At 62.5% G+C, this 26,056-nt stretch carries 25 protein-coding genes and 1 tRNA gene; 5 read left to right on the forward strand and 21 right to left on the reverse strand.

The genetic code is table 11. The features are described from left to right. Positions 1–76: 76 nt before the first annotated feature. A complete protein-coding gene (gene mgtE / locus MESS4_RS21915; protein WP_006335642.1) occupies positions 77–1,501 on the reverse strand; it encodes a magnesium transporter in 1,425 nt (474 codons plus the stop codon). Positions 1,502–1,660: 159 nt separating this feature from the next. After that, the gene (locus MESS4_RS35020) at positions 1,661–1,792 is read right to left on the reverse strand and encodes a hypothetical protein (RefSeq protein ID WP_280110244.1); all 132 of its coding nucleotides are present in this window, start codon (positions 1,790–1,792) and stop codon (positions 1,661–1,663) included. A 66-nt stretch (positions 1,793–1,858) separates the two neighbouring features. Here MESS4_RS35020 and MESS4_RS21920 point away from each other — a divergent pair, with 66 nt between their 5' ends. The 3 genes from MESS4_RS21920 (at position 1,859) to MESS4_RS21930 (ending at position 4,837) form a co-directional block, all read left to right on the forward strand. Further along, positions 1,859–2,719 (forward strand): MipA/OmpV family protein, encoded by an 861-nt coding sequence (locus tag MESS4_RS21920; RefSeq protein WP_006335644.1) that lies wholly within the window; start codon positions 1,859–1,861, stop codon positions 2,717–2,719. 61 nt (positions 2,720–2,780) lie between these two features. Further along, entirely contained in the window at positions 2,781–3,515 is a 735-nt protein-coding gene (locus MESS4_RS21925; RefSeq protein WP_081609824.1) for a response regulator transcription factor, read from the forward strand. Then, positions 3,512–4,837 (forward strand): HAMP domain-containing sensor histidine kinase, encoded by a 1,326-nt coding sequence (locus tag MESS4_RS21930; protein ID WP_006335646.1) that lies wholly within the window; start codon positions 3,512–3,514, stop codon positions 4,835–4,837. Before MESS4_RS21925 ends, MESS4_RS21930 begins: the two co-directional genes overlap by 4 nt. A gap of 179 nt (positions 4,838–5,016) precedes the next feature. Here the strand turns inward: MESS4_RS21930 and MESS4_RS21935 are convergent. After that, a tRNA-Leu gene (locus MESS4_RS21935) sits at positions 5,017–5,101 on the reverse strand. 236 nt (positions 5,102–5,337) lie between these two features. Between MESS4_RS21935 and lipB the strand changes: the two genes are divergently transcribed. After that, positions 5,338–6,081 carry a lipoyl(octanoyl) transferase LipB gene (gene lipB / locus MESS4_RS21940; protein WP_006335647.1) on the forward strand — a complete coding sequence of 248 codons (744 nt, stop codon included), beginning with the start codon at positions 5,338–5,340 and terminating at the stop codon, positions 6,079–6,081. A gap of 30 nt (positions 6,082–6,111) precedes the next feature. Here the strand turns inward: lipB and MESS4_RS21945 are convergent, their stop codons facing one another. Further along, on the reverse strand, positions 6,112–7,377 hold the full coding sequence (locus MESS4_RS21945; protein ID WP_006335648.1) for a site-2 protease family protein: 1,266 nt from the start codon (positions 7,375–7,377) through the stop codon (positions 6,112–6,114). A 242-nt stretch (positions 7,378–7,619) separates the two neighbouring features. On the opposite strand from MESS4_RS21945, the gene MESS4_RS21950 reads away from it, so the two are divergent. Then, on the forward strand, positions 7,620–7,937 hold the full coding sequence (locus MESS4_RS21950; protein ID WP_006335649.1) for a hypothetical protein: 318 nt from the start codon (positions 7,620–7,622) through the stop codon (positions 7,935–7,937). Between the two features lie 456 nt (positions 7,938–8,393). On the opposite strand, the gene MESS4_RS21955 is transcribed toward MESS4_RS21950, so the two are convergent. From MESS4_RS21955 to MESS4_RS22035, 17 genes are all read right to left on the reverse strand, one after another. Continuing rightward, positions 8,394–9,077 (reverse strand): ABC transporter ATP-binding protein, encoded by a 684-nt coding sequence (locus tag MESS4_RS21955; RefSeq protein ID WP_198292790.1) that lies wholly within the window; start codon positions 9,075–9,077, stop codon positions 8,394–8,396. Further along, on the reverse strand, positions 9,074–10,360 hold the full coding sequence (locus tag MESS4_RS21960; protein ID WP_006335651.1) for a lipoprotein-releasing ABC transporter permease subunit: 1,287 nt from the start codon (positions 10,358–10,360) through the stop codon (positions 9,074–9,076). The genes MESS4_RS21955 and MESS4_RS21960 overlap by 4 nt, the downstream gene beginning before the upstream one ends. After that, positions 10,357–11,685 (reverse strand): proline--tRNA ligase, encoded by a 1,329-nt coding sequence (gene proS / locus MESS4_RS21965; protein ID WP_006335653.1) that lies wholly within the window; start codon positions 11,683–11,685, stop codon positions 10,357–10,359. The genes MESS4_RS21960 and proS overlap by 4 nt, the downstream gene beginning before the upstream one ends. A 772-nt stretch (positions 11,686–12,457) precedes the next feature. Next, complete coding sequence (locus tag MESS4_RS21970; protein WP_006335655.1) at positions 12,458–12,742, reverse strand: DUF1467 family protein; 285 nt, start codon at positions 12,740–12,742, stop codon at positions 12,458–12,460. Continuing rightward, entirely contained in the window at positions 12,739–13,143 is a 405-nt protein-coding gene (gene mce, locus MESS4_RS21975) for a methylmalonyl-CoA epimerase (protein WP_006335657.1), read from the reverse strand. Before mce ends, MESS4_RS21970 begins: the two co-directional genes overlap by 4 nt. 133 nt (positions 13,144–13,276) lie before the next feature. Further along, complete coding sequence (locus MESS4_RS21980) at positions 13,277–14,947, reverse strand: ribonuclease J (RefSeq protein ID WP_006335658.1); 1,671 nt, start codon at positions 14,945–14,947, stop codon at positions 13,277–13,279. Positions 14,948–14,996: 49 nt separating this feature from the next. Continuing rightward, entirely contained in the window at positions 14,997–15,818 is an 822-nt protein-coding gene (locus MESS4_RS21985) for a biotin--[acetyl-CoA-carboxylase] ligase (protein ID WP_006335660.1), read from the reverse strand. Between the two features lie 5 nt (positions 15,819–15,823). After that, positions 15,824–17,260 carry an NADH-quinone oxidoreductase subunit NuoN gene (gene nuoN / locus MESS4_RS21990; protein WP_006335666.1) on the reverse strand — a complete coding sequence of 479 codons (1,437 nt, stop codon included), beginning with the start codon at positions 17,258–17,260 and terminating at the stop codon, positions 15,824–15,826. A gap of 18 nt (positions 17,261–17,278) precedes the next feature. Further along, entirely contained in the window at positions 17,279–18,784 is a 1,506-nt protein-coding gene (locus MESS4_RS21995) for an NADH-quinone oxidoreductase subunit M (RefSeq protein ID WP_006335667.1), read from the reverse strand. After that, the gene (gene nuoL / locus MESS4_RS22000) at positions 18,784–20,757 is read right to left on the reverse strand and encodes an NADH-quinone oxidoreductase subunit L (RefSeq protein WP_006335668.1); all 1,974 of its coding nucleotides are present in this window, start codon (positions 20,755–20,757) and stop codon (positions 18,784–18,786) included. Before nuoL ends, MESS4_RS21995 begins: the two co-directional genes overlap by 1 nt. A gap of 10 nt (positions 20,758–20,767) precedes the next feature. Next, positions 20,768–21,076, reverse strand: a complete 309-nt coding sequence (nuoK, locus tag MESS4_RS22005; RefSeq protein WP_006335669.1) for an NADH-quinone oxidoreductase subunit NuoK — start codon at positions 21,074–21,076, stop codon at positions 20,768–20,770. A gap of 1 nt (position 21,077) precedes the next feature. After that, positions 21,078–21,698, reverse strand: coding sequence for an NADH-quinone oxidoreductase subunit J (locus tag MESS4_RS22010; protein WP_006335670.1), 621 nt, complete (start codon positions 21,696–21,698; stop codon positions 21,078–21,080). Between the two features lie 122 nt (positions 21,699–21,820). Beyond that, entirely contained in the window at positions 21,821–22,312 is a 492-nt protein-coding gene (gene nuoI, locus MESS4_RS22015) for an NADH-quinone oxidoreductase subunit NuoI (RefSeq protein WP_036241856.1), read from the reverse strand. Between the two features lie 2 nt (positions 22,313–22,314). Next, positions 22,315–22,506, reverse strand: a complete 192-nt coding sequence (locus MESS4_RS22020) for a hypothetical protein (protein WP_006335672.1) — start codon at positions 22,504–22,506, stop codon at positions 22,315–22,317. A 103-nt stretch (positions 22,507–22,609) separates the two neighbouring features. Then, a complete protein-coding gene (nuoH, locus tag MESS4_RS22025) occupies positions 22,610–23,653 on the reverse strand; it encodes an NADH-quinone oxidoreductase subunit NuoH (RefSeq protein WP_006335673.1) in 1,044 nt (347 codons plus the stop codon). Positions 23,654–23,655: 2 nt separating this feature from the next. Further along, on the reverse strand, positions 23,656–25,737 hold the full coding sequence (gene nuoG, locus MESS4_RS22030; protein WP_006335674.1) for an NADH-quinone oxidoreductase subunit NuoG: 2,082 nt from the start codon (positions 25,735–25,737) through the stop codon (positions 23,656–23,658). After that, the gene (locus tag MESS4_RS22035; protein ID WP_006335675.1) at positions 25,737–26,048 is read right to left on the reverse strand and encodes a pentapeptide repeat-containing protein; all 312 of its coding nucleotides are present in this window, start codon (positions 26,046–26,048) and stop codon (positions 25,737–25,739) included. The genes nuoG and MESS4_RS22035 overlap by 1 nt, the downstream gene beginning before the upstream one ends. Positions 26,049–26,056: the final 8 nt, after the last annotated feature.

Here is a 26,056-nt window from a genome sequence, read left to right on the forward strand (position 1 = left end):
AGCCCATCATGCCGGAATCGGCATGCAACCCGACTGAACCTCACACGACATTTACGTAAAAGTCAATTGAACCGCCTTATCCGGCTCCCGCTCCCAGATGCAGCCACCATGTGGCAAGGCTGAGGAAGGCGAGGAAACCGATGACGTCGGTAATCATCGTCGTGAAGATCGATGACGAAATCGCCGGATCGGCGCCGAGCTTGTCGAGGAACAGCGGAATAAGGATCCCGCCGAGTGCCGCGGCCAGCATGTTGACGATCATCGCCGCGGCAATGACGAGACCAAGATCGGGATTGTGGAACCAGAGGCCGGCGACCAGCCCGAGGATCGTCGCAATGATCGCGCCATTCAGCATGCCGACCATAACCTCGCGGCGAATGACGCGGCCGGCATTGTAGATATCGAGGTCGCGTGTGGCGAGCGCGCGCACGGTCACCGTCATCGTCTGCGTGCCGGCATTGCCGCCCAGCGAGGCGACGATCGGCATCAGTGCGGCAAGTGCCACCATTTCCTCGATCGTCGCACCGAACATGCTGATCACCGAGGCCGAGATGAAGGCCGTACCGAGATTGACCAGCAGCCACGGCACGCGCGAGCGCGATGTCGCAGCAACTGTGTCGGACAGTTCTTCGTCGCCGACGCCGCCCATGCGCAACAGGTCTTCCTCGGCTTCCTGCTGGATGACGTCGACCACATCGTCGATGGTCAGCACGCCGACCAGGCGCTCGTTCTCGTCGACGACGGCGGCGGAGAGAAGGTCGTATTGTTCGAATTCCCGCGCCGCCTCTTCCTGGTCCATGGTCGCCGGAATGGCGTGCCGCGTCTCATGCATGACCTCTTCGACCTTGACCGAGCGCTTGGTGCGCAGGATCTGGTCGAGATCGATGGCGCCGAGCAGCTTGAAGCTCGGATCGATGACGAAGATCTGGCTGAAGCGATCGGGAAGGTCCTGGTCCTCGCGCATGTAGTCGATGGTCTGGCCGATGGTCCAGAACGGCGGCACCGCGACGAACTCCGTCTGCATGCGGCGGCCGGCGGTCTCTTCGGGATAGTCGAGCGAACGGCGCAGCCTGATCCGCTCGGTGAACGGCAGTTGCGACAGGATCTCGTCCTGGTCTTCCTTTTCGAGGTCCTCGAGAATGTAGACGGCGTCGTCTGAATCGAGTTCCTGCACCGCCTGCGCGATCTGCTCGTTGGGCAGATTGTCGACGATCTCCATGCGGATCGCCTCGTCGACCTCGGTCAGCGCGGAAAAATCGAAGTCGGCGCCCAGGAGTTCGACCAGCGCGCGGCGCTGCTCGGGATGCAGCGCCTCAAGCAGGTCGCCCAGTTCCGACTGGTGCAGGTCGTCGGCTTCGCGCTTCAGCGTCAGCGTGTCGCGATCGGCGATCGCGGCACCGATCTGCGCCAGAAACGACGACAGGACGGCGCCGTCCTCGCCATAGATATCGGCGTGACCGTCCTCAGCGGCTCTGGTGTTCTGTTCGTCCTGGCCTTCCACCAGCGCCTCCCGCCATCAGCATTCCGGAAAAGGTGCCTGTCAGGTCTAGACCATGATCCCGAAAAGTGGAAACCGGTTTTGGGAAAATCCGATGCCAAACACAAGATAGAGCGGCGGTGAGATTCGGCACGAGAGCCGGCCCGCGCAACGCACGGAATATCAAACGAAATGCGCCCTGCCCTGCCGTGCGCGAAGGCCGATGTGACTTGGATTGCCGGGCGGGAGGAAGGTGACCTCGGCACCAAGATAAAACCACGATTGCGCAACAAAACTTAACACCACTTCACGCATGCGGCCACTTTCCTCTGAAATGGTGAGAGCATCGGGGGCTTATCGCCTCGCTATACTGGAGCGCGCATGTTTGCCAAAATGGACTGTGGAATATTTGCCGGCCGGGCATCCCTTGCAGCGATGGCCATCCTGTTTTCAACGCATCCGGGAATAGCACTTGCCGCCGACGCCATTGCGGTGAATTCGGACGATTTCACCCTGCCGCCGCCCGAACCTTCCCGTTTCGCGCGCTTCGAGCAAAAACTGTCCGACTGGCATGTCGTCTTGGGCGGCGGCGCGATCGTCGTCCCGGAATATGAGGGCAGCGACAAGTTCAAGATCATGCCGGTGCCCTTTGTCACGGCGACATTCCTCGACGTGGTGACGATCGACCCGACAGGCGCCAACATCGCCATCTATAAGCAAGACCGGTTCGAATTCAGCGCGCGGCTTGGTTATGAAATGGGCCGCAAGGAAGACGACTCCGATCACCTGCGTGGGTTGGGGGATGTCGACATGGGCGCAACCGTCGGCGCGAAGGCCGCGGTGAATTTCGGCCCGGCTCAAATCTTCGCGCAATTGGACAAGACCATCGGCGGCAGCGACGGCATGGTGGGCAGGATTGGGGTCGAGGTCAACCAGCCCTTGTCGCAATCATTGATGATCGGCGCCAGCGCTTCCGCCGTGTTCGCCGACGAAAATCATATGCAGGCGTATTTCGGCGTCACGCCGGAACAATCGGCTCGCTCTGGGCTGGCGCGCTACGATGCCGGCGCCGGGCTGAAGCGCGCCGATTTTTCGATCTCCGCCACATATATGCTCAACCAGAACTGGATGGTGCGCGGCGAAGCGGGGGTGGGCGTTCTCGTGGGTGACGCCGCGGACAGCCCGATCGTCGTCGAAAAAGTGCAGCCGTCAGGAATGCTCCTCGTCGGATATCGGTTCTGACGCCCACACAGGTACCGGTCAGGCAATGGCAAATGTCGCACGGCAAAGGCACCAAAGCGAGATGGCCGCCGAATCCAAATCGGCAAGGCAAGGTTCGCGTATCCTCATTGTCGAAGACGACGCCGAGATCGCGCGCATGCTGGGCGAGACACTCACCGAAAACGGCATGATCGTGGAAATAGCCGAGAATGGCGTCCGGATGAATGCCGCGCTTCGCAGCCAGAAATTCGATCTCATTGTGCTCGATGTCATGCTGCCTGGTGAAAGCGGCCTCAACATCTGCCGCCGTCTTCGCGCGGAAACGAATGTTCCGATCCTGATGCTGACCGCGCTTGGCGAGGAAATCGACCGTATCTTCGGATTGGAGATCGGCGCGGACGACTACGTGACGAAACCGTTCAGCGCGCGCGAACTGACGGCCAGGATACGGGCGCTGCTGCGCCGCACCGCCTACGCTCCCGACGAGCGGGATTGGTCGAGGGTGCTTCTCTTCAACGGCTGGCGCCTCGACCCCATCCGTCGGCAATTGCATGATCCGAGCAATGCGCGGGTCTCGACCACGACACATGAATTCGACCTGCTGCTCGCGTTCTGCCGTAACGCAGGCCGGGTTCTGTCGCGCGAGGAGCTTCTCGGCGTAACTCATGCCGGGCTCGCCGGCCCGATCGAACGAAGCGTCGATGTCCATGTCAGCCGTATTCGCCAGAAGATCGAAAAGGATGCGCGCGATCCGGTGCTTCTCAAGACTGTTCGGCTGGGCGGCTACATCTTCACCGCGACAGTGGAGGAAGCATGAGGAATTTCATCCGCCGCAGCCTGCCGCAGTCAGTGCGCGGGCAGCTCACGGCGATCATTCTCGTCGCGGTGTTTGTGATCATGTCCACCGGATCGGTCATCGAAAGTTTTACGAGGAATATCGACCTGCCGGCTATCGACGACAGTGTCGTACGAGCCAGCGTGGTTGCCGGCTTGTTGCGCGACGCACCGGCGGAGGCTCGCGACGCGATCCTGGCGGCGACGGCTCGTACGGGCCTGGATTTCAAGATACTTTCGAAGGAACGGATCGACAGTATTCCATATTCCTATGTGCAGTGGCGAAACATCGAATGGCTTATCGGGTTCGAAGACAGGCCGATTGACGGGCGGTGGCTGACTGTCGATGGCCAATCCGCGTTTGTCATCGGCCTGGATCGGCAGACCATCCTGGCTCACTTCGGAGTACCCGATACCTTACTGACGTCAGATCTCGTCCGCTCCTTGTTCTACAAGTTCATGGCTTTCATCGCCTTGCCCACGCTGATCTGGCTCTTTGCGGTATGGACCGTAACGGACCCGTTGAAACGCATCTCGACGGCCGTCGGGTCGGCCGAGATCGAGAATGGCGACGAGCTCTTCGTCGAACGCGGTTCCATCGAGATGATTGGCCTGGCGCGGGCGCTGAACCGGATGAGAACACGTATCCGGACGATGATCGAAAACCGCACCCGCATGCTGCGCAGCGTCAGCCACGATCTGCGCACGCCTTTAACGCGGCTGCGGCTTCGCACCGAGCGCATGGACGACAACGCCACCCGCACCGCGATGCTGTCCGATATTCAGCATATCGAAGATCTGATCAACGAGACATTGACCTATCTGCGCAACGACGTTTCGACGGAGAAGTTGCAACGCGCCGACATTGCCAGCGTGCTGCAAACCGTCTGCGCCGAATTCTCCGACGTCGGGTTTTCGGTCTCGTATTCCGGACCGGACCGGCTTCTCGGCTGGTGCAAACCCAATGCGCTGGCGCGTGCGATTACCAATCTCTGCGACAATGGGGTCAAATTCGCCAGCCATGTCACCGTCGCATTGACGCAGACCGACACGGTGGCGCGCATCGCGGTCGGCGACGATGGTCCGGGGATTCCAGTGGCGGCGCGCACCGATGTCTTCGAACCCTTCTTCAAGGAGGACACGTCACGCGGCATTGCGTCAAAGCATGGCTTCGGCCTGGGCCTCTCGATCGTCGCGGACATCATCCAGGGCCATGGCGGCAAGATCGAATTGCAAGACAACCGGCCAAGCGGGCTCGTCGTTACCGTCGACCTGCCGAACGGACCAGGCGTCCAGCCATCATAAGACGGCTTGCACAGCACCCGCGCCTGACGAGCGCCATCGCGCGAGAATGGCCGAAACGCTGGCGCGGACAAAGAAGGCCGCGTGAACACGACGGTCCTCCTACGCCAAGGCTTCGGAGGACACTCCTTCGTCTAACGGCCTTCAGGTGGCCTGCCACCCGAAGCTCGAAGAGCGAAGGGTGGTGCGGTCGAGAAGACTCGAACTTCCACGGGTTGCCCCACAGCGACCTCAACGCTGCGCGTCTACCAATTCCGCCACGACCGCACGTGGTAGGAGCCGGAACGAACCGGCTCGCGGCGTGTAGCAAATCGTTTCCAGCGAAACAAGGGCGCGTCGCGCAATAATCGCCCGGGAATTGGCACATCGGTCGAGAAGGCTGAAACGCGCTCCGAACTGGACGTTTCGGCCGATTGCGGCCATATGAGGGGCGAATGCATGTCGCCCAAAAGTGCAAGGCGGTTTTGGGACGACGACATGCACAAACAAAAAACGACCACGCCATGACAGAACGCAGCCAGATCGCCACGTCATTCCTTCCCCTGCCCGGTTCGGCGCCGGTCGAATGGCGGATCGAACCTGGCCTTACCGCCTATCTCGACGCGCTTCGGTTCATGGAGGCTCGTGCTGAAGCGATCAGAAGTGGTGCTGCCGGCGAGATGGTCTGGCTGGTCGAGCATCCGCCGCTCTACACAGCCGGCACCAGCGCCCATGTCGAGGATCTGATCGAGCCGGACCGTTTCCCGGTATTCGCGGCCGGACGTGGCGGCGAATACACCTATCACGGGCCGGGCCAGCGGGTCGCCTATGTGATGCTCGACCTCAAACGCCGGCGCGAGGACGTCCGCGCCTTCGTCGCGGCGCTCGAACAATGGATCATCGGCACGCTCGCTGCCTTCGATGTGCGTGGCGAACGCCGCGAGGACCGCGTCGGCGTTTGGGTGGTGCGGCCGGATCGCCCCGCCTTATCGGACGGCTCGCCCGCCGAGGACAAGATCGCCGCCATCGGCATCAGGTTGCGGCGCTGGGTGAGCTTTCACGGCATCGCCATCAATGTCGAGCCGGATCTCGGCCATTTCAGCGGCATCGTGCCGTGCGGCGTCGCGGATCACGGCGTCACCAGCCTCGTCGATCTCGGCCTTCCCGTAACAATGGCCGATCTTGACCTGGCGCTGAGATCGGCTTTCGAGAATGTGTTCGGCCCGGCCGCGCCTTTGCCGGTCGAGGCGGCTCGCAAGGCCGGCTGAATACTTAGCTGGATTGGGGTGTTTTGAGGTTCAGGTCAGGCCCCAGCCGAGAAGCCGGTCGGATGCCCACAGAACCCCATAGCCATGGATGGCGAACACCGCCAGCAGCGCGCCGGCCATGACAAAGCAATCGAAGGTGCGGATCGGCTTCAACTCATGACGCGGTTTCACCGCGCTGCCCATCGTCAGCAGGCTGAGGATGGCAAAGACAGCCCCTGCTACCAACAGGAAGCCGTGCGAGAAGCCGGCCCGCCAGCCAAGCGCCAGGAAGGCGGAAAGCAGGACAAACGAAGCCAGCGCCAGTGCGATCGGACCGGGGCAGATCTGGCGCAGCACCTGGCCGCCATCGAATTTCCACACCGGCACCAGATTGGCGACGTTGAACAGCGCAGAGCAGCCGGCAAGCGTCGCCAGCAGTGCCGCGGCGAGCCGGTGTCCCTCTCCACTGGCAAGCGCGCTGGCAGCGATCAGCAATGGCACCAGGAAAGCCGAGAAGCCAGCGCCCATCAGCGCCACGAAAGCCACCTCGAAACGGCTGTCATAGGGTCGCCCGTCTATGGCGATGCCGCCGAGCAGCGGGATGAAGATCATCCGCGCCTTGCGATGGCCCATCAGCCGGAACGCCGCCATGTGCCCGAGCTCATGCAGGGCAACCACCGATGTCAGGATCGCGGCCAGCGCCAGGCCGCCAAGGTTCAACCCGAAGAACGGCCACAGGATGAGTGCCGAAAGCACCGCGAAGCCTACCTGGCTGACCGGATGCTCGAACCAGCCGCCCTTGCGATAGCGACCGGTCCTGGCCCAGACATCCAGCTTGCCGAGTTCGCGGCGCATGGCGAAATAGCGAAAGACGGGAAAGGCGATGCCGCGATAGCGATCGGTCTGGCTGAGGACAACCCGCGTGAACTTGCCTTCGGCAACGAGTTCGGTGGTGGTGCGATAGTCCGCCCAGAAGGAGGCGTCGAGCGACGTGTCGTCGACGACCCGCATGGAAAACCGGCTCTCTTCCACGACATCCCTTAGCAGAACCTTGCGCTCGATGGGCTGGCCATCGCGCCCTTCCCAGGACAGGACGATACGGGCCGCGCCCTGATCGTCCAGCGCCTCGGCGGAAAGGATATCGCCCGACCAGCCGGCATCGCTTCCAAGCGGCCATAGCGCCTGCCAGAGGCGGCGCCGGTCCGCCGCCACCAGCCGGCTGAACCTGACCGTGCGCAAACCGAGCGGCACGCTCAGCAGCAGAAAGATCAGTCCGAGATTGCTGGCCACGAGAATGGCCGTGACGATGGGCGACACTTGGATGTACTCCCGGTCCTAATGCACGTCGCGCCAGCGGTTTGGGACAATGACATGCATCAAAGCAAGGGGTACCCTAGTGCCATGGCGGCAAGAAAGGCTTAACGGAACAGCGCCCTCCTGCCCGCCTTAAGTGTCGCATGAATCGTTCAAACGCGACGCGCATTTAGGGTCAATTGCGTATCAGACCGAAATCAAGCAATGTGGCGCATACCGTTGGATGGACGGTAGAGGCACGTAAGATGATCATGCGCGTCTATCGCTGCACTGTCGTTGCGGGCAAGGAGGCGGAATTCAGGGAATTCGCTTTCACGAAGAGTCATCCATGGTTACGCGAGCAGAAGGGTCTCATCGCTTTCTATGCCGGGAAGCCGCTTCCCAATAGCGGTGACCGTACCCGTTGCATGGTCCAGATTTGGGAAAGCATATCCGCGATCCAAGCCGTTATCGGCGACGATTGGCGCCAGCCGCTCAAACTGCCCGAGGAGGCCCGCGTCTTCATCGAGTCGGTAAGTGTCGAACACTATGAACTTGCAGACGAGTTCAGAGCCGAAGTCTGACCCTCACATCGCTCCGATCCAGATCGCCATGGAAATGAGAAACGTACTCATGCACACAAGCGACACGACATCCTGAACAAGATCGGCCATAACTCTCTCCTGTTGTTGGTATGTTCTAATTTTGTTCTAATTTTGTTCGAGTGTCAACGACCACAAACCGGCGTGCCGCAAAATTTCGGGCGATCAAATCGGCAGGGTTAAGAAAAGGTTGAGACGGCGGATCGCCGCTCGTTCGTACCGGAACGCATGTGGAAAATGCGGTAGGGCAGCAGGCTGACAGACAGTCGCCAGGGTGTGTTGAGATTGAGGTCAGGCCGAGCTGAGAACGGTGAGCTCCGAGAACCGGCCTACGCCGGACGTAGCCTTCATAGGGCGGAGGTGCTTGTGAAGGCTACGGCCGGCGAAGGCCGGCAGCGCAAGATCGCCGTTCGCAAGCCGGCTGAATATCAACACGCCCTAAAGCGGGACCACTTTGCCGTCGGCGAGCGTCACGCGGCGATCCATGCGCGAGGCCAGCTCGTGATTATGGGTGGCGATCAGCGCCGCCAGGCCCGATTGCTTGACCAGCGCCTGCAGCGCTTCGAACACGTAGGAAGCGGTGACTGGGTCGAGATTGCCGGTCGGCTCGTCGGCAAGCAGCACCAGCGGGGCGTTGGCGACGGCGCGCGCAATCGCGACGCGCTGCTGCTCGCCGCCGGAGAGTTCCGACGGGCGATGCTGCGCCCGCTTGCCGATCTGCATGTAGTCGAGCAGTTGCGCCGCCCGCTCGGCCGCCTCCTTCGGCGCCAGCCCTTTGATGAGCTGCGGCATCATGATGTTTTCCAGCGCCGAGAATTCCGGCAGCAGATGATGGAACTGATAGACGAAGCCGACATCGTTGCGGCGGATCGCCGTGCGCTCGTCATCGGAGAGCCGCCCGCAGGCGCGTCCGGCCAGGATCACGTCGCCGGCGTCCGGCCGTTCCAGCAGCCCGGCGGTGTGCAGCAGCGTCGATTTGCCGGTGCCCGAAGGCGCCACCAGCGCCACGATCTCGCCGCGCCTCAGTGAAAAATCGGCGCCGTTGAGAATGGTCAGCTTGCGCGGCCCCTGGACATAGTGCCGCTCGACGCTCTTCAGCTCGATAATGGCCTCGGCCATCATTCGTACCTCAGCGCTTCGACCGGATCGAGCCTTGCCGCGCGCCATGCCGGAAACAGCGTCGCCAGGAACGACAGCACCAGCGCCATCAGCACCACGGAGATCGTCTCGCTGGCGTCCATGCGGGCCGGCAACTGGCTGAGGAAATAAAGCTCGGGATTGAACAGCCGCTCATTGGCCAGCCAGGAAAAGAACTGGCGGATGCGCTCGACATTGAGGCAGATGACAACGCCCAGCAGCACGCCGGCGATGGTGCCGACCACGCCGATCGCGGCACCCGTCATCAGGAAGATGCGCAGGATCGCGCCACGCGTGGCGCCCATGGTGCGCAGGATGGCGATGTCGTGGCCCTTGTCCTTCACCAGCATGATCAGGCCCGAAATGATGTTGAGCGCCGCCACCAGCACGATCAGCGTCAGGATCATGAACATGACGTTGCGCTCGACCTGCAGCGCATCGAAGAACGTCTTGTTGCGCTCCCGCCAGTCGACGAGACTGACCGGGCGCTGGGCGGCCTCCTCGACCTTCGGTTTCAGCGCGTCGACATTGTCGGGATTGTCGACATAGATCTCGATCGTCTGGGCGCGGCCGTCCATGTTGAAATAGAGCTGCGCTTCCGAAAACGGCATATAGACGATGGAGCTGTCATACTCCGACATGCCGACCTCGAAGATCGCCGTGATCGGATAGCCCTTCATGCGCGGCGTCGTGCCGAGCGGCGTGACGTCGCCGTCGGGCGAGATCAGCGTGATGGTGTCGCCAAGCACGAGGCCGAGATTCTCGGCCATGCGGCTGCCGATGGCGACGCCCTCGCCTGTGTCGAAGCCAACGATCGAGCCTTGCTTGATGTTGTTGGCGACGATCGAGATCTTGCCCAGATCCTCGCCGCGTATGCCGCGCACCAGCGCCCCAGTGCCGCCGCCGATATTGCCTTGCGCCAGCACCTGCCCGTCGATCAGCGGAATGGCGTATTTGACGCCGGACACGCCGTTGATGCGGCTGGCGACCTGCGCGTAGTCCTCCAGCGGCATATCCAGCGGCTGCACGATCAGATGGCCGTTGACGCCAAGGATGCGCGTCAGGAGCTCGGCGCGGAACCCGTTCATGACAGCCATGACGACGATCAGCGTGGCGACGCCCAGCATGATGCCGAGAAAGGAGATTGAGGCGATGACAGAGATCACCGTCTCCTTGCGGCGCGAGCGCAGATAGCGCCACGCCACCATGCGCTCGAAGACGGAAAAAGGCCCGGCGGCCGTGGGTGTCGCTGCTGCCGCCTCGCTCATGCGGCGATACCGAAACGCTTTTTCACATCCGCGATCGGCAGCGTCTCGCGCTCGCCGTTGCTGCGGTTCTTGACCTCGACCTCGCCGGCGGCAACGCCGCGCGGCCCGACGATCACCTGCCAGGGCAGGCCGATCAGGTCGGCGGTGGCGAACTTGCCGCCCGGCCGCTGGTCGGTGTCGTCGTAGAGCACATCCTTGCCCGCTGCGGTGAAAGCTGAATTAAGCTCATCGCAGACCCGGTCGCAGTCGGCGTCGCCGGCCTTCATGTTGATCAGGCCGATGTCGAATGGCGCCACCGCCTCGGGCCAGATGATGCCGTTGTCGTCATGGCTGGCCTCGATGATGGCCGCGACCAGCCGTGACGGGCCGATGCCGTAGGAGCCCCCCGAGACGAAATGGTCCTTGCCGTCGGGTCCGGTTACCTTGGCACCCATCGGCTTGGAATATTTGTCGCCGAAATGGAAAATATGCCCGACCTCGATGCCGCGCGCCGAGACGCGGTCGCCCTCGGCGAGCCTGTCCCAGGCCGCTTCGTCATGCATTTCGTCGGTCGCCGCGTAGGGCGTTGTCCACGTCTTGACGATCCCGGCAATCTCGGCGTCGTTCGAAAAGTCGGTATTCGCTCCCGGCACATCCAGCGAAAGATAGTCGCGATGGCAGAAGACCTGGCTCTCGCCAGTGTCGGCCAGGATGATGAACTCGTGGCTGAGGTCGCCGCCGATCGGCCCGGTGTCGGCGCGCATCGGAATGGCCTGAAGGCCCATGCGCGTGAACGTCCTGAGATAGGACACGAACATCCTGTTATAGGCTGCCTTGGCGCCCTCATAGTCGAGGTCGAAGGAATAGGCGTCCTTCATCAGGAACTCGCGCGAGCGCATGACGCCGAAGCGCGGCCGCACCTCGTCGCGGAATTTCCACTGGATGTGATAGAGGTTGATCGGCAGGTCCTTGTAGGACCTGACATAGGAGCGGAAGATCTCGGTGACCATTTCCTCATTGGTCGGACCGTAGAGCATGTCGCGGTCCTGCCGGTCCTTGATGCGCAGCATCTCCTTGCCATAGTCCTCATAGCGGCCGCTTTCGCGCCACAACTCGGCCGACTGGATAGTCGGCATCAGGATTTCGAGCGCGCCGGCACGGTCCTGCTCCTCGCGAATGATCCGGCAGACCTTGTCCAGCACGCGTTTGCCGAGCGGCAGCCAGGAAAAGCTGCCCTGCCCCTGCTGGTGGATCATGCCGGCGCGCAGCATCAGCCGATGCGAGACGATTTCGGCCTCGCGCGGATTTTCTTTGAGAATGGGCAGGAAATAGCGCGACAAACGCATGGACTGATCCGTGAGAGAGGATTGCCGCACCGGAATCGGCGCGGCGCTGGCTTGCTTGCCCCGGCTTCATAGCTATTTCATGACGGAATGGAAACCCGGCCCATGGCGTCGAAATGGCGCTGCGACGGGTGCGGCGGTGTCGCATTAAGCCTTGCTGGTCGTTTCGCAAGCAACGCCTGCCACACTATTGTGCAGTGCAGCACGAGATTGCCTGTTTCGAGGCAAAATTCTGCGTGACAATTTCACCTGCCTTAGGCTAGTGTGCCCTGATAACCGAGAGGGCGGAGAATAATCTGCTCTCCTACGCGGTCAAAGTCTTGGGAGGATGCGATCTAGGCGCGGTTACTCGCTGCCGCCGGATACCGGAAACAGATCGGACGCGTTTAAATTGCAAGGCCTCGTGCCTTGCATTTTTTTTGTGCAATCATCTGCTTAGCACAGCTTATTGCCATACTGCTTTGTCCCACGCATGTCGCTCAAAGTACGCCCATGCGCCCGGCGCGAGGTTACCCGGCTAACGCGCATAAAACAAGAAATTGACGCGCGTAACATGAATCCTTTTGGCACGACGCGCGCTCGCGGCAGCACGACAAATCCGGAAGCCGGCTTTGTTTTTCGGCGCCGAAAGCGCGTCGCGTTGAAACGGATTCGGTCGACGCGCTTTCGGTCTTTGTTTGTGCATGTCGTGGTCCCAAAACCGCTGCGCACTTTTGGGCGACATGCATCAGCGGCGCTCGCCTTCAGGACAGCGGAAAGAGCCTTGCCGGCTATGCTAATGCTTAGGGCTCTGGCTGAAATCCGGCACGATGTGCGGGATGTCGTCGATGCCGAGTCCCAGCCCTCTGGTGATGCCGTAGAAGATGCCCATGAGGATCAGCGTGGCGATGGTCGTCCTGAACGCGGCGCGCAGCATATGCGGTCCGCGCGGCGCGCTCGGAACCGTGCCCAGCGTCACGTCATCGTCTTCGTCCTGTGTCCGCATGCTGAACGGCAGCACGGCGAACAGCACGACCCACCAGGTGGCGAAGAACAGGGCGATGAACGAAACCCAGCTCATGCTTGCTCCAGTTCGACCAGCGTGCCGAAGAAATCCTTGGGATGCAGAAATAGCACCGGCTTGCCATGCGCGCCGGTCCTTGGGTTGCCGTCGCCCAGCACACGCGCGCCGCTGGCTTTGAGCTGATCCCGCGCGGCCAGGATGTCATCGACCTCGTAGCAGACATGATGCATGCCGCCCGAGGGATTCTTTTCAAGAAACGCCGCGATCGGCGAGCCCTCGCCGAGCGGCTCGAGCAGTTCGATCTTGGTGTTGCCGACATCGACGAACACCACGGTCACGCCATGTTCCGGCAGCGCCTGCGGCGCCGTCACCCGAGCGCCGAGCGTATCGCGATAGGCCGCGATCGCCGCGGCCAGATCCGGCACGGCAAGCGCGACATGGTTCAGGCGTCCGAGCATAAGGGCTCCCAGGTTAGGGGAGAAGGGAGTAGGGCAGTAAGGGAGTAGGGCAAAACAGGATCGAGAAGTGCAGACTGTTTGCGCTCCTACTTCCTCCTTCCCCACTCCCCTACTGCCTTACTCCCCTACTCCCTCATCTTGTGACAAACACCGTCACCAGCGGCTTCTTGCCCCAGGCTTCGTTGGCGGCACCGCGCACGGCACGGCGCACCGCCTCCTGCACGAGGTCCAGGTCTTTTCGGCGCTGACGGGGGATGGAGTCCACGGCGCCGATTGCCGCATCGAGCATCAGGTCTTCCAGGGTTTCGCCGCTGGCATCGGCCTCGGCGACGCCGATGGCGACCAGATCGGGATCGCCGGCGAGCTCATATTTGTCGTCGAGCACGACATTGACCGCGACATGGCCGGCAAAGGACAGCTTGCGCCGGTCGCGAATGCCCATCGCCTGGTCGGTGCCGATCAGGCGACCGTCCTTGTAGACGCGGCCGAAAGGCACCTGGTCGATGATCGTGGCGGCACCGGGATAGAGCCTGAGCATGTCGCCGTCGCGCACCTGCGCCACCTGGCCGATGCCGGACATCGACATCAGCGAGCCCTGCGCCACCAGATGCGCCGCTTCGCCATGCACGGGTACGCCGATCCGCGGGCGCACCCATTCATACATCTTGCGCAATTCGTTGCGGCGAGGATGGCCGGAGACATGCACCAGCGCGTCCCCGTCCTCGATGATCTTCATGCCTAGGTCGATCAGGCGGTTCTTGATCTCGAGAATCGCTTTCTCGTTGCCGGGTATGGTGCGCGAGGAAAATACCACCGTATCGCCAGCCGTTAGCGACACCGATTTCATCTCGTCGCGCGACAGTTTGGCGAGTGCCGCCAGTGGCTCGCCCTGGCTGCCGGTGCAGATGATGACCAGGTTTTCGCGCGGGATGAAACCGTAATCCTCCTCGGCGATGAATTCGGGCAGCCCGTCCATATAGCCGAGTTCGCCCGCCACATCGATGACGCGCTTCAACGAACGGCCGAGCACCAGACACTGGCGACCGGCGTTGCGCGCCGCCTTGGCGATGGAGACGATGCGCCCGACATTGGAGGAGAATGTGGTGACGGCAACACGGCCCTTGGCGTTCTGGATGACGCCCTTGAGGCCCTCGCCCACCGCCACTTCCGACGGCGACTCCCCTTCCCGCATCGCATTGGTGGAATCGCAGATCAGCGCCAGCACGCCCTTGTCGCCATAGGCGCGGAAGCGCGCCTCGTCGGTCTTCGGTCCGATGGTCGGCTCCGGGTCGATCTTCCAGTCGCCGGTGTGGATGACGGTGCCGGCCGGCGAGGTGATCGCCAATGACATCGGCTCCGGAATGGAGTGCGCCACCGGGATGGCCTCGATCTCGAACGGGCCGACGGTGAATTTTTCGCCGGCCCGGTAGATCGTCAACGGGATCTTCGGCGCCCCTTGCTCGCCCTGCCGCTTGGCTTCCAGCAATCCGGCGCTGAACGGCGTCATCCAGACCGGCGCCTTGAGCTTCGGCCAGATGTCGAGCAGCGCGCCGTAGTGATCTTCGTGCGCGTGGGTGATGACGATGCCGCGCAGATTGGCGAGATTCTCCTCGATAAAGCGCGTGTCGGGCAGCACCAGGTCGACGCCAGGCAGGCTGGCATCGGGAAAGGTCACGCCGACATCGACGACGATCCACTCGCGCGCATTGGCCGGCCCGTAGCCATAGAGGGCGAAGTTCATGCCGATCTCGCCGACGCCGCCGAGCGGCACGAAGACGAGTTCGGCGTTTTCCGCTTTCGCCATGTTTTTTCCCTTCCTGGCCGGTTAGGCCAAGCCTGTTAGACCAAGCCTGTTAGACCCCGGCCGACGCAACCGCGCCGAAATGCACATCGCCGGCGGCGATCGTCAGAACCGAACCCTCATCGTCGCGGATCACGAAACGGCAGTCCTCGTCAATGGTCTCGAACGTGCCGCGCACCACATTACCGTCAATTCTGACAGCAACCTGCCCGCCAAGTCCCGCCGCGCGCGCCAGCCAGCGTTGCCTGACGGCTGACAGCCCGCGCCCGTCGTTCCACAGCCGCGCATTCTCGCTCCAGGCATCCGACAGCGCCAGAAACAACGTCTCGGCATCGCAAGCAGCACCCAGCGCGCTGAGCGATGTCGCCGGATAAGGCAAATCCTCGGGATATGCCACCACATTGACGCCGATGCCGACCGCCACCGCGAAACGGCCGCCATCCAGCATCGCCGATTCCAGCAGGATGCCGGCAAGCTTGGCGCCGGAAGCGAGCACGTCGTTCGGCCATTTCAGCTCGAAACGGTTTTTCCCCTCGCTGGCGCCGTCGAGACCGATCGAGATCCTGCCCTTCGGCACGACGGCGTCGAGCGCATCGGCCAGCGCCAGTCCGGCGACGAAGCCGAGGGTTGCGGCAAGGCGAAGTTCGGCATTGGTGACGACAAGCAGCGTCGCCGCCAGATTGCCTTCGGGCGTCGCCCAGATCCGGCCGCGCCGGCCACGCCCGCTTTCCTGCTTCTTTGAAACGACCCAGAGCTTGCCGGGATCGCCCGCTCGCGCATGATCCAGCGCCAGCGCATTGGTGGAACCGACCGTGTCATGCGCCTCGAGCCGGAAGCCGTCCGACGCCGCGGTTGGAGCCAGCCGAAATGCCATCCCGTCTAAAAGAAGGTCTTTGCGGCGGCTTCGGCATAGGTGCCGATCGGTCCGCCGATCAGCACGTAGAACAGCACGAAGGCGCCACTGACGCCGAGCACGACACGCAACTCGCTCGCCATCGGCACGAAGCCGCCGACCGGTTCATCGAACCACATGATCTTGATGATGCGCAGATAGTAATAGGCACCCACCACCGAGGCCAGAACGCCGATGATCGCCAGCGCGTAGAGATTGGCGTTGATGGCGGCGAGGAACACGTACCACTTTCCCCAGAAGCCGGCGAGCGGCGGAATGCCGGCCAGCGAGAACATCAGGATGGTCAGGATCGTCGCCATGACCGGATTGGTCGAGGACAGGCCGGCGAGATCGCTGATCCGTTCGACATTGCCTTCCTTGCGCCGCATGGCGAGGATGAAGGCGAAGGTGCCGAGCGTCATCACCAGATAGATCAGCATGTAGATGGCGACGCCGCGCACACCAGCCTGGCTGTTGGCGGCAAGGCCGACCAGCGCGTAGCCCATATGGCCGATGGAGGAATAGGCCATCAGCCGCTTGATGTTGGTTTGGCCGATGGCCGCGAAGGCGCCGAGCGCCATCGAGGCGATCGAGATGAAGACGATGATCTGCTGCCAGTCGGACGCAATCGGCTTGAACGCCCCCATGGTGACGCGCACCAAAAGGGCCATCGCCGCCATCTTCGGCGCCGCCGCCAGGAAGGCCGTCACCGGTGTCGGCGCGCCCTCATAGACGTCCGGCGTCCACATGTGGAACGGCACCGCCGATATCTTGAAGGCGAGGCCGGCCAGCACGAAGACCAGGCCGAAGACGAGGCCAAGCTGCCGCTCGCCGCTGCCAAGTGCTGCGGCGATCTCCTGGAAGCCGGTGTTGCCGGTGTAACCGTAGACGAGGCTGATGCCGTAAAGCAGCATGCCCGACGACAGCGCGCCGAGGACGAAATATTTCAACCCGGCCTCGGTCGAGCGCAGATTGTCGCGGTTGATCGCCGCCAGCACGTAGATCGCCAGCGATTGCAGTTCGAGGCCGAGATAGAGCCCGATCATGCCATTGGCCGAGATCATCAGCATCATGCCGAGCGTGCACAGCAGGATCAGCACCGGATACTCGAACTTGTCGAAATGCTCGGCCTTGGCAAAGCGCATCGACATCACCAGCGTCACCGCCGAACCGATCAGCGCCAGCACCTTCATGAAGCGGGCAAAGGAATCCTGGATGAAGGCGTTGCCATAGGCACTGCCCTGTCCGGCGGAAAAGATCACCCAGGCGCCGGCGACCACCAGGATGACAACGGCAAGACCGGTCACCGTGGTGGTGTTGTTCGTGCGCGAATAGGCACCCACCATCAGCAGCGCCAAGGCGCCGATGGCAAGGATCAGCTCTGGCGTCGAGAGCGACAGGCTGGAGAGAAGGTCCGGCGTCATGGTTCGCAAAACCCCTGGTCAGTTCGCCGCCGCGGTCTGCGCGGTGCCGATGGATGCGGTGACATTGGTGACGAGCGCCTTGACCGATTCGGCCGTCGCGTCGAAGACCGGCGCCGGATAGACGCCGAAGAAGATGACCAGCACGGCCAGCGGATAGATGATCACCTTCTCGCGCGCCGAAAGATCGAGCAGGCCCTTCAGGCTGTCCTTGGTCAGCGCGCCGAAGATCACCCGGCGGTAGAGCCAGAGCGCATAGGCCGCCGACAGGACGACGCCGGTGGCGGCGAAGAACGCCACCCAGGTGTTGACCCGGAACACGCCGAGCATGGTCAGGAATTCGCCGACGAAGCCGCTGGTGCCGGGCAGGCCGACATTGGCCATGGTGAAGATCATGAACACCGTGGCGTATTTCGGCATGTTGTTGACCAGCCCGCCATAGGCGTCGATCTCGCGCGTATGCATGCGGTCGTAGATGACGCCGACGCACAGGAACAGCGCGCCGGAGACGAGGCCGTGCGACAGCATCTGGAAGATCGCGCCCTGGACGCCTTCCTGGTTCATCGCGAAGATGCCCATGGTGACGAAGCCCATATGGGCGACCGACGAATAGGCGATCAGTTTCTTCATGTCCTCCTGCATCAGCGCCACCAGCGAGGTGTAGATGATGGCGACAACCGAGAGGGTGAACACCAGCGGCGCGAACATCTCCGACGCCAGCGGGAACATCGGCAGCGAGAAACGCAGGAAGCCGTAACCGCCCATTTTCAGGAGGATGGCGGCCAGGATCACCGAGCCGGCCGTCGGTGCCTCGACGTGGGCGTCGGGCAGCCAGGTATGCACCGGCCACATCGGCATCTTCACCGCGAAGGAGGCGAAGAAGGCGAGCCACAGCCAGGTCTGCATGTTGGCCGGGAAATTATGCGTCAGCAGCGTCGGGATGTCGGTGGTGCCGGACTGGAAGAACATCGCCATGATGGCGAGCAGCATCAGCACCGAACCGGCCAGCGTATAGAGGAAGAACTTGAACGAGGCATAGACGCGCCGCTTGCCGCCCCACACGCCGATGATGATGAACATCGGGATCAGGCCGGCTTCGAAGAAGACGTAGAACAAGACGATGTCCAGCGCGCAGAACACGCCGATCATCAGCGTTTCCAGCAGGAGGAACGCGATCATGTAGGCCTTGACGCTCTTCTCGATCGATTTCCAGGAAGCCAGAATACAGAGCGGCATCAGGAATGTGGTCAGGATGACGAACAGCATGGAGATGCCGTCGACGCCCATATGATAGGAGATGCCGGAGTCCAGCCAGGCGAATTTTTCCACGAACTGGAAGCCGGCTTGAGAATTGTCGAAACCGATCCAGATGAACAGCGAAACGACAAAGGTGATGCTCGTCGTCCACAGCGCGATGGCGCGGATGTTGCGGCGCGCATTCTCGCTGTCGTCACGCACGAAAAGGATGAGCAGCACACCCACCAGCGGCAGGAAGGTGACCAGCGAAAGGATTGGCGCGGCGGTCATCAGAGCATCATCCAGGTGACGAGTGCGGCAACGCCGATCAGCATGGCGAAGGCATAGTGATAGAGGTAGCCGGTCTGCAGCTTGACGACGCGGTTGGTGACGTCGACGACGCGCGCCGAAATGCCGTCAGGCCCGAGCCCGTCGATGATGGCGCCGTCGCCGGTCTTCCACAGGAAGCGGCCGAGCCATTTTGCCGGGCGCACGAACAGGAAGTCGTAGAGCTCGTCGAAGTACCATTTGTTGAGCAGGAAGGCGTAGAGCCCGCGATGCTGCGCCGCCAGGGTCTTCGGCATTTCCGGCGCGCGGATATAGAACTGCCAGGCGATCGCGAAGCCGATCAGCATGGCGATGAAGGGCGCCAGTTTCACCCACAGCGGCAATTCGTGGATGTCATCCAGGATACGATTGTCGGGCAGTGTGAACAGCGACGCCTTCCAGAATTCGGCATAGCCCTCGCCGATGAAGGCGCTGTGGAAGATGATGCCGGCAAACAGTGCGCCCGCCGCAAGGATGAACAGCGGCACCAGCATCACCGGCGGCGATTCGTGGACATGGTGCATCACCTCGTGGCTCGCTCGCGGCTTGCCATGGAAGGTCATGAAGATCAGCCGCCAGGAGTAGAACGAGGTGAAGCAGGCTGCGGCGACCAGCAGCACGAAGGCAAGGCCGGCGACCGGATTGTGCGCGGCAAAGGCGCTTTCGATGATCGCGTCCTTGGAGAAGAAGCCGGCGGTGCCGATGACGGTCACCGGAATGCCGACGCCGGTCAGCGCCAGCGTGCCGATCACCATCATCCAATAGGTCTTCGGGATTAGCGTCCTGAGGCCGCCCATCTTGCGCATGTCCTGCTCGTCCGAGACGGCATGGATGACCGAGCCGGAGCCCAGGAACAGCAGCGCCTTGAAGAAGGCATGCGTGAACAGATGGAAGATCGCCGCGCCATAGGCGCCGACGCCGAGCGCCACGAACATGTAGCCGAGCTGTGAGCATGTCGAATAGGCGATGACGCGCTTGATGTCGTTCTGGACCAGGCCGACGGTCGCCGCGAAAAAGGCGGTGAAGGCGCCTATGAAAGTGACCACCGTCAGCGCCGAATGCGACAGTTCGAACAGCGGCGACAGCCGCGCCAGCATGAACACGCCCGCCGTCACCATTGTGGCGGCATGGATGAGTGCCGAGACCGGTGTCGGTCCTTCCATGGCGTCCGGCAGCCAGGTGTGCAGCGGCACCTGCGCCGACTTGCCCATGGCGCCCATGAACAGCAAGAGGCAGACGACGGTCATCGCCGACTGCTTGTCGAGAGCATAGCCGAGGAAGGTCAGCACGGCCGCGCCCTGCGGCGCGCCTTCGGCCGGAATGAACGTCGCCGCATTGGCGAAGATGGTGCCGAGATTGACCGAGCCGAACAGCACGAAGACGCCGAAGATGCCGAGCGCGAAGCCGAAATCGCCGACGCGGTTGACGACGAAGGCCTTGATCGCGGCCGCGTTGGCGGAGGGTTTCTTGTACCAGAATCCGATCAGCAGGTAGGAGGCGAGGCCGACGCCTTCCCAGCCGAAGAACATCTGCACGAGATTGTCCGCCGTCACCAGCATCAGCATGGCGAAGGTGAACAGCGACAGATAGGCGAAGAAGCGCGGCCGGTTCGGGTCGTGATGCATGTAGCCGATCGAGTAGATGTGGACCAGCGCCGACACCGTGTTGACGACCACCAGCATCACCACCGTCAGCGTGTCGATCCTGAGCGCCCATGCGGCCTCCAACCCGCCCGACTGGATCCAGCGCATCACCGGCACGGTGAACACTTCGCCCTCACCGAAACCGACGGAGAAGAAGGCCACCCACGACAGCAGCGCCGCGATCACCAGGAAGCCGGAAGTGATGTATTCGGACGCCTTGGCGCCGAGCGACGTGCCGAACAGGCCGACGATCAGGAAGCCGAGCAGCGGAAGGAAGACGATGGCCTGATACATGGTGGTTCCGTCAACCCTTCATCATGTTCACGTCTTCGACCGCGATCGAACCGCGGTTGCGGAAGAAGACGACGAGAATGGCGAGGCCGATTGCGGCTTCAGCCGCCGCGACCGTCAGCACGAACAGCGCGAACACCTGGCCGACGAGATCGCCGAGTGCTGCCGAGAAAGCAACGAAATTGATATTGACGGCGAGCAGGATCAGCTCGATCGACATCAGGATGACGATGATGTTCCGGCGGTTGAGGAAGATGCCGAACACGCCGAGCGTGAACAGGATCGCCGATACGGTCAGATAATGTGCGATGCCGACGGTCATATCAGATGCCCTCGCCCGTCTTGACCTTGCGGATTTCCATTCCCGTTGCCGGCGTGCGGCCGACCTGGGCGGCGATCGACTGCCGCTTGACGCCCGGCTTGTGGCGCAGCGTCAGCACGATGGCGCCGATCATGGCGACCAGCAGAATGAGACCGGCGATCTGGAAGTAGTAGAGGTAGTCGGTATAGAGGATGTCGCCGAGTGCTGCCGTGTTCGAGCGCGCGGCTAGGTCCGGAATGGGTTTTGAGACCGTCGAGGCCAGTTGCGGCGCGAATGTATAGCCGCCGAGCACGACGATCAGCTCCGCCGCCAGGATCAGCCCGACCAGCGCGCCGATCGGCGCGTATTGCAGGGCGCCTTGCTTCATTTCGGCGAAATCGACGTCGAGCATCATGACGACGAACAGGAACAGCACCATGACCGCGCCGACATAGACGACGAGCAGGATCATCGCCAGGAACTCGGCGCCGGTCAGCATGAACAGGCCGGCGGCGTTGAAGAAGGTCAGGATCAGGAACAGCACGGAATGCACGGGATTGCGCGACGAAATGACCATGAACGCCGACGCCACCGCGACAAAGGCGAAGAGGTAGAAAAAGGCCGCCTCTAGTCCACTCAGCATGGGTTCCCCCGGGTTTCCTGTCCGAACAGGACGTTCGTCCTGTTCGATGTTTGCCACCGCCTCCGGCCGGCAAGTTGCGTGTTCCTTAAACGAGGCCCCTCGCCCCGTCCATGCGTCAAATGTCAGCGATAGGGCGCGTCCAGCGAGATGTTGCGCGCCAGTTCGCGCTCCCAGCGATCGCCATTGGCCAGCAGCTTGTCCTTGTCGTAGTAGAGTTCCTCGCGCGTTTCCGTCGCGAATTCAAAATTCGGCCCCTCGACGATGGCATCGACCGGGCAGGCTTCCTGGCAGAAGCCGCAATAGATGCACTTCACCATGTCGATGTCGTAGCGCACCGTGCGGCGCGTGCCGTCGTTGCGGCGCGGGCCGGCCTCGATGGTGATCGCCTGCGCCGGGCAGATCGCCTCGCACAATTTGCAGGCGATGCAGCGCTCCTCGCCGTTGGGATAACGGCGCAGCGCATGCTCGCCGCGAAAGCGCGGGCTTACCGGCCCCTTCTCATGCGGATAGTTGATCGTCTCCTTCGGCGCGAAGAACTGGCGCATCGACAGGAAGAAGGCGCTGACGAAGTCCTGCAGCAGCAGCGACTTGGCGGCTTGGGCTAGCGCTGACATCATCATTCTCCAGCAAACAGCGGGGCCACGAACCAGCCCACGATCGGCAGCAGCACGAACTGGCTGAGGCCGGTTATGTTCAAAACGCGTTTTGTCTCGTCGAGTTCAACGCGCGAGGCAAGCAGCCGGAGCAGCGCGAAATCCGCCGCCGCCACCACCAGGCCCACCGAAGCGCCGATCAGGTTCGCGTTCATGACCGCTCTCTCATCGCTCGCTGCCTTTCCGCAGGCGTGCCGATCGAAGCGTCACGGCGGCGCGTGCAAGCTGACTCGCGCGGCAAGCTGTCGGCCCGGACCATCACGCCATCCCCGTGATCTTGAGGAAGGCGGCGACGATCACCACCATCGCCAGCGAGATCGGCAGGAACACCTTCCAGCCGAGCCGCATCAACTGGTCGTAGCGGTAGCGCGGCACGAACGCCTTCACCATGGAGAACATGAAGAACATCAGGCAGACCTTGAGCACGAACCAGATCAGCCCTGGCACCCAGGTGAAGGGCGCGAAGTCGAAAGGTGGCAGCCAGCCGCCGAGGAACAGGATGGTGGCCAACGCGCACATCAGCACGACGGCGACATATTCGCCCAGGAAGAACAGCAGGAACGGCGTCGACGAATATTCGACCATGTGGCCGGCGACCAGTTCCGATTCGGCTTCGACAAGGTCGAAGGGCGGCCGGTTCGTCTCGGCCAGCGCCGAGATGAAGAAGATGACGAACATCGGAAACAGCGACAGCCAGTGCCAGTCGAGGAAGGTGTTGGGCAGGCCGAGCCTTGTACCGAGCCCGTCCTGCTGCGACAGCACGATGTCGGACAGGTTGAGCGAGCCGACGCAAAGCAGCACGGTGACGATGACGAAACCGATCGAGACCTCGTAGGACACCATCTGCGCGGCCGAGCGCAGCGCACCGAGGAACGGATATTTCGAGTTCGACGCCCAGCCGCCCATGATCACGCCATAGACCTCGAGCGAGGAGATGGCGAAGACATAGAGTATGCCGACATTGACGTTGGCGATCGCCCAGCCCTGGTTGACCGGAATGACCGCCCAGGCCGAGATCGCCAGCACCGCCGACACCAGCGGCGCCAGCAGGAACACGCCCTTGTTGGCGCCGGACGGAATGATCGGCTCCTTGAAGACGAACTTCAAAAGATCGGCAAAGGCCTGCAGCGTGCCCCATGGGCCGACGACGTTCGGGCCGCGCCGCAACTGCACCGCCGCCCATATCTTGCGGTCGGCATAAAGCAGATAGGCGACCGCGATCAGCAGCACGACGATCAGCACGACCGACTTCAGAATGATGATCAGCGCCGGCAGCACGTAGAAGGAGAAGAAGGTGTCCATGCTTATTCCGCCGCCTGCCTGAAGCCGTTTTTCGCCAGCGCCGAGCATTCCGCCATCACGGCCGACGCCCGCGCGATCGGGTTGGTCAGGTAGAAATCCTTGACCGGCGAGGTGAAAGTGCCCTTGTTCAGCCGCCCGCCGAGCTTCGCCACCTTGGCGATATCATCGGCGTTGCCTGCCGCGACCTGATCGATGCGGGCAAGGTGCGGATATTCCCCGTAGAGTTTTGCACGAAGCTGCGGCAGCGAATCGAACGGCAGTTTCTTGCCGAGCACATCCGACAGCGCCCGCAGGATCGCCCAGTCCTCGCGCGCATCGCCCGGCGCGAAACCGGCGCGGTTGGTCTGCTGCACGCGGCCTTCGGTGTTGACATAGGTGCCCGACTTTTCGGTATAGGCGGCGCCCGGCAGGATGACGTTGGCGCGGTGAGCGCCCTGGTCGCCATGCGTGCCGACATAGACGACGAAAGCGCCGCCGGTCTTGGCCATGTCGATCTCGTCGGCGCCGAGCAGGAACAGGACGTCCATCTCGCCCAGCATGCCGGCGACGTTCTTGCCGCCCTCGCCCGGCACGAAGCCGAGATCGAGGCCGCCGACGCGCCCCGCCGCATTGTGCAGCACGGCAAAGCCGTTCCAGTCGGCCCTGGCGGCGTTGACGGCGGTGGCGAGCTTCGCCGCCTGGCCAAGCACGGCCGCGCCGTCCGAACGCGCCAGCGCGCCCTGGCCGACGATAACAAGCGGGTGCGTCGCCTTCTTCAGCACCTGGAAGAACTTGCCGTTGCCGTCCGCCAGGTCCTTCAGCGAGTCGGGTCCGGCGCCGAGCAGCTCATACTCGTAGCGCGTGTCGCCGACATCGCCGATAACGCCAACCGGCAGATTGCCGACGCGCCAGCGCTTGCGGATGCGGGTGTTGAGCACCGACGCCTCGAAGCGCGGATTGGCGCCGATGATCAGCACCGCGTCGGCCTGTTCGATGCCCTCGATGGTCGGGTTGAAGATATAGCTGGCGCGGCCGAGCGACGGATCAAGGGCAGCGCCATCCTGGCGGCAGTCGGTATTCTTCGAACCAAGCGCCGTCATCAAAAGCTTCAGCGCATAGATTTCCTCGACCGCCGCGAGATCGCCGGCAATCGCGCCGATCTTTTCGGGCGCCGTCTTCGACACCGCGTCCTTGATCGCGGCAAACGCCTCGGCCCAGCTTGCCGGAAGGAGCTTGCCATCCTTGCGCACATAGGGGCGGTCGAGACGCTGCGTGCGCAAGCCGTCCCAGATGAAGCGGGTCTTGTCCGAAATCCACTCCTCGTTCACCGCTTCGTTGACGCGCGGCAGGATGCGCATCACCTCGCGTCCCCGGGAATCGACGCGGATCGCCGAGCCGACGGCATCCATCACGTCGATGGATTCGGTCTTGGTCAGCTCCCATGGCCGCGCCTGGAAGGCGAAAGGCTTCGAGGTCAGCGCGCCGACCGGGCAAAGGTCGATGACGTTGCCCTGCAGTTCCGAGGTCATCGCGCTTTCGAGATAGGTGGTGATCTCGGCATCCTCGCCGCGGCCGATCAGACCGAGCTCGGAAATGCCGGCAACCTCTGTCGTGAAGCGGACGCAGCGCGTGCAATGGATGCAGCGGTTCATAACCGTCTTGACCAGCGGCCCGATATATTTGTCTTCGACCGCCCGCTTGTTCTCGTGATAGCGCGAGGAATCGACGCCGAAGGCCATCGCCTGGTCCTGCAGGTCGCACTCGCCGCCCTGGTCGCAGATCGGGCAATCGAGCGGATGATTGATCAGCAGGAACTCCATCACGCCTTCCCTGGCCTTCTTGACCATGGGCGTGTTGGTGAAGATTTCCGGCGGCTCGCCGTTCGGACCGGGGCGCAGGTCGCGCACGCCCATGGCGCAGGAGGCCTGCGGCTTGGGCGGCCCGCCCTTCACCTCGATCAGGCACATGCGGCAATTGCCGGCGATCGACAGCCGTTCATGGAAGCAGAAACGCGGCACTTCAGCACCTGCGTCCTCGGCCGCCTGCAGCAGCGTGTAATGGTCGGGTACAGTGATCTCTTTCCCGTCGACCTTGAGCTTTGCCATCAATTGCCCCCGGCGGTCTTCGCCGTCTCATATGCCTGGATGAGGTCGCCAAGGCTGATGCCGTTTATCATCATGCCGGCGACCTCAGCGTTTTCTATCTTCACGTTGCTCATGTTCACATTGGTGAAAAACGCGTTGGAAAGGTTTGCGTCTTCCACCTTGGTGTTGCTCAGATTGGTGCGCTGGATCTTGGCCGCCGACAAATTCACGTTGTGAAACTGGGTGTTCGACATGTTCACGTCATCGAAGCTCGAATTGCTGACGATGGCGTTGCGCACATCCAGAACATCGCGTTTGTCGTGGACCTCCATCCCGCTCT

This window comes from Mesorhizobium sp. STM 4661 (genome assembly GCF_000359125.1).
In the GTDB taxonomy this organism is placed as follows: domain Bacteria; phylum Pseudomonadota; class Alphaproteobacteria; order Rhizobiales; family Rhizobiaceae; genus Mesorhizobium.